This is a genomic window from Burkholderiales bacterium, from assembly GCA_013695435.1.
In the GTDB taxonomy this organism is placed as follows: domain Bacteria; phylum Pseudomonadota; class Gammaproteobacteria; order Burkholderiales; family JACMKV01; genus JACMKV01.
Map to the genome: position 1 here is coordinate 1 of JACDAM010000110.1, position 3,506 is coordinate 3,506.

At 57.7% G+C, this 3,506-nt stretch carries 4 protein-coding genes; 3 read left to right on the plus strand and 1 reads right to left on the minus strand.

The annotated features are described in order from the left end of the window. The first annotated feature begins 306 nt into the window (after positions 1-306). The 3 genes from H0V78_06075 (at position 307) to H0V78_06085 (ending at position 2,257) form a co-directional block, all read left to right on the plus strand. On the plus strand, positions 307-582 hold the full coding sequence (locus H0V78_06075) for a BrnT family toxin (protein MBA2351348.1): 276 nt from the start codon (positions 307-309) through the stop codon (positions 580-582). Next, positions 566-823, plus strand: a complete 258-nt coding sequence (locus tag H0V78_06080; protein ID MBA2351349.1) for a BrnA antitoxin family protein — start codon at positions 566-568, stop codon at positions 821-823. Before H0V78_06075 ends, H0V78_06080 begins: the two co-directional genes overlap by 17 nt. Before the next feature lie 192 nt (positions 824-1,015). Beyond that, a complete protein-coding gene (locus H0V78_06085) occupies positions 1,016-2,257 on the plus strand; it encodes a hypothetical protein (protein MBA2351350.1) in 1,242 nt (413 codons plus the stop codon). Between the two features lie 128 nt (positions 2,258-2,385). Here H0V78_06085 and H0V78_06090 read toward each other — a convergent pair. Next, a partial coding sequence (locus H0V78_06090; protein MBA2351351.1) for an FAD-dependent oxidoreductase occupies positions 2,386-3,506 on the minus strand: 1,121 nt, incomplete at its 5' end.

Genomic DNA, 3,506 nt, shown 5'->3' on the forward strand with positions numbered 1-3,506 from the left:
TCGGCGCACAGGCCGAGTTTGCTGAAAGGCATGAATTCTCCTGGATCGACCTGCCAAGGAAATTCCTTGAGACCGGTCCAGGCTGATAATGTGGGACTTCGATACGGCGCGGAATCCAACGATGGCAGACGGCGAGACCGGACAGCCAACCGCGCAACCGGGCACATGATAACCGATCAGCCGCAGACGCGAAAGCGGAGTGTCGTCGCGCTGCAATCGGGCCCGCCCGCGTGAACCGGTTTGTGGCGTTAGACCGCCGAGCAAGGCGCCGTTGACGCCACTACACTGCGTATATACACTGCGCGCATGGAGTTCACTTGGTCGGAGACGAAGCGCGCCACCAATCTGAAAGCCCACGGCCTTGACTTCGTTGACGCTCCGCGTGTGTTTGAAGGAGCGACGTATACCTTCGAAGACGACCGTTTCTCCTATGGCGAGCAGCGCTTCGTCACGCTCGGAATGCTCGCTGGCATTCCAGTGTCAATAGTTCATACGGAGAGCGAACATGAGATCCGCGTCATCTCGTTCCGCAAAGCAACCAAGCGCGAAGCGCAAATCTACTTCGATGCAATCCAAGACTGACTGGGCTCGCCTGAAAGCAGAAGCAGCAGCACCGGGCAAAGCCACGGGAGAACATCCCGAAGCTGATGTTCGGCACCTCGTTCGTGGCATCGTTCGCCGAGGCCTGCAGCCTCTGCCTGCCAAGGCATCCATTTCGTTGCGGGTCGATCAAGACGTTCTGGAGTGGTTCAAGGCACAAGGTCCCGGCTACCAAACTCGCATCAACACAGTGCTTCGCGCCTTTCGGGATGCGTCGGTCTAACCTCGGTCGAGCGGACGTCCAAAGCTACGGTTTTGGGCGCCGCTCACTTCCACGTTGGTGCCGCGCAGCTAGGTTCGAGCCGCACCGCTTACGCGGCTGCGCCCCTGTGACCCGTCCGCGCGTAACGCGCTGCGGCGTCAAGGGGTACTGCACAACTCGCGCCCCGTGGCCATCGCGACTGTGGCGTGTCACATGGCAGTAAAAGACGAAGCCCCTACCAAAGCCGCTTTTCGACGACTCTCAGACGCGAGGGTTCATTGGGTGCAAGCTAACCAGAAATACTTTGAGCCGGAACTATTTCGCATTGAACTCAACGCCTGCATTCAGTCGTTGCGGAGCGTCACCTTCCTCCTTCAGAAACACAAGGCTGACATACCCGGTTTCGCAGCGTGGTATCAAGTCTGGCAAGAGCGAATGCGCGAAGACCCACTGATGGCATGGTCTGTAGAAGCTCGCAATCGCATCGTTAAGCAAGGCGATCTGAAGCTACACAGCATTCTGCGAGTATCGATTGTCGCGTCCTACTTCGAGCACGAAGTTCCATTCCTTCAGTACGAGGCGACTCCCAAGCTCACCTCCGCAAAAATCCTAAGGGACGTACAAAAGGCTCCGATGCCCCTAAAGGTCATGCGGCACGGGTATCTTCGCCTAGAGCGTAGGTGGGTTGCCAACGATCTTCCAAGCCATGAACTACTTGGAGTGCTTTCGCACTGCTGGGAATTTCTCTCAAAACTGCTTCAGGATGCCCCGGGGGTCCACGAAGCGACGAAAGATAGTCCACTGTCCGCTGAAGGGCTTCCACCTTGTATGGTTGAGGATCCCGAGTTGCGTTCCCTTTGGGTCAAACTCGCTACCGGTGAGGCGTCCAGCCTCACCTTCGAACCAGTAGTACTCGACCCGACGAAAAAGGAAGCTCTCCTTGAGAAGTACGAAGTCCGGTCGGTAAAGGCGCTTTCGTCACTCGAAGACGCTTCGCTGCGGGAGCTTGCACAGCATTACTTTAGCCTGGCTAAAATCGTGCTGAGGAAAGACAAGTACCACATCTTGCTCGTTGTTCTCATTTTACGGAATAATTCCATCAAGCTGCTGCAGCTTCAGCCTGAAGACCAGGCCGACAAATACCGCTTGTGGCGGCAGGTGGCTGTTGAGGTTAAGCGATCTCGCGCGCGAGCGCTCATTGCAATCTCTGAGGCATGGAACGCGACTTTCGATCCCGCCCACCCCTTTCGCCACGCGGTTGACTATCCAAATCGACGTGAGGTCCTGCACGTAATAGCGGCGTCGGACGCTGGAGAGACGCTCGCTCTGATTGCGCCCTTTGAGCGAAGGGACGGGGAAATCGTCTTTGGCGAGGACGAAGAAACAGATAGTGGCGGTGATATCAATTTGCTAGCCCCTGTTCAGGCAGTATGGCGAACCAAAATAGGGCGGTGATCCTGAGCAGTCGGAGACTCAAATAAAGACTCAAGTAGGGTCAGATCCATTTCTTCCCTCGCGGAAGCTGGAACCTTCAGGCTTCTCAACCCGGTCCGAATGAACAACAACGTATTGCAACATCACACCTAAGCCAGCATGTCCGCCCAGATATTGCGTCCCCAGGCTTCCGCGTATTCGCCTTCGAGCTTGCTTGGCGCAGGCGAGAGACCGCCGCTGCCTTCGACGGCCAGCATGGTTTTCTTTTCAGCATTGAATGCGTGCACGGATGCGATGTGCACGACTTCGTTGCCGCTGATAAAGCTGTAGCAGGTATTGGTCATCATCGGGCTGTCGTTGACCGGCTGTTCCGCCAGTTGTGCGATGACCGCCGCGGCGCAGACTTTGGCGTGGGCGTTGGCCATATGCCCCGACTTCGGCATGGCCGGCGCGGATAAAGTCGCATCGCCGAGCACATGGATGTTTTTCTGCGCGGTCGATTCCATGGTGCGCCAATCGACATCGCACCAGCGATCGTTGCTGGTAACGAGCCCGGCCTGGCGCGCGATGGCGCCGGCGGCTTGCGGCGGGACGACATTCAGCACGTCGGCTTTGACGTCCTCGAACTGCAGCCTGGCAGTGTTCGTCGCCGGATCGACATCGGTCAGTTCGCTGTTTGGGCGATATTCGATAATGCTGCCGTAACGCTCGGAGAAGGCTTTGCCGAACAGCCCTTTTTTCGAGGTGATTTCGGGATTGGCGTCGAACACCAGAACCTTGGATTTCGGCTTCGCATTCTTGAAGTACCAGGCAACCTGGCAGGCGCGCTCGTACGGCCCCGGCGGGCAGCGGTACGGCGCTTTTGGCACGAACAGCGCATAGACGCCGCCATCGCGCATCTCTTCGAGTTGCTTGCGAAGCGCAAGCGTTTGCGGGCCGGCTTTCCACGCGTGCAAAATCGTCTGCTGCGCGGCGTCGTTGTTGAGCCCGGGCAACTGCGCATACAAAAATTCGACGCCCGGCGAGACGATCAGCCGATCGTAATTCAGGGTTTGTCCGCGCTTCAGGCTGACGGCGCGTCTGGCCGGATCTATGGCGGTGGCGACATCCTGCACAACCGTGACGCCGTGTTTCCCCAGCGTATCGTAGTCGCGCGTCAAATCCTGCAGGCTCATGGTTCCGGCGAGCACGCGATTACTGAGCGGGCACGAGATGAAAACAGGGTTTTGCTCGACCAGCACAACATCGATCGCCGGGTTCCACAGCTTGA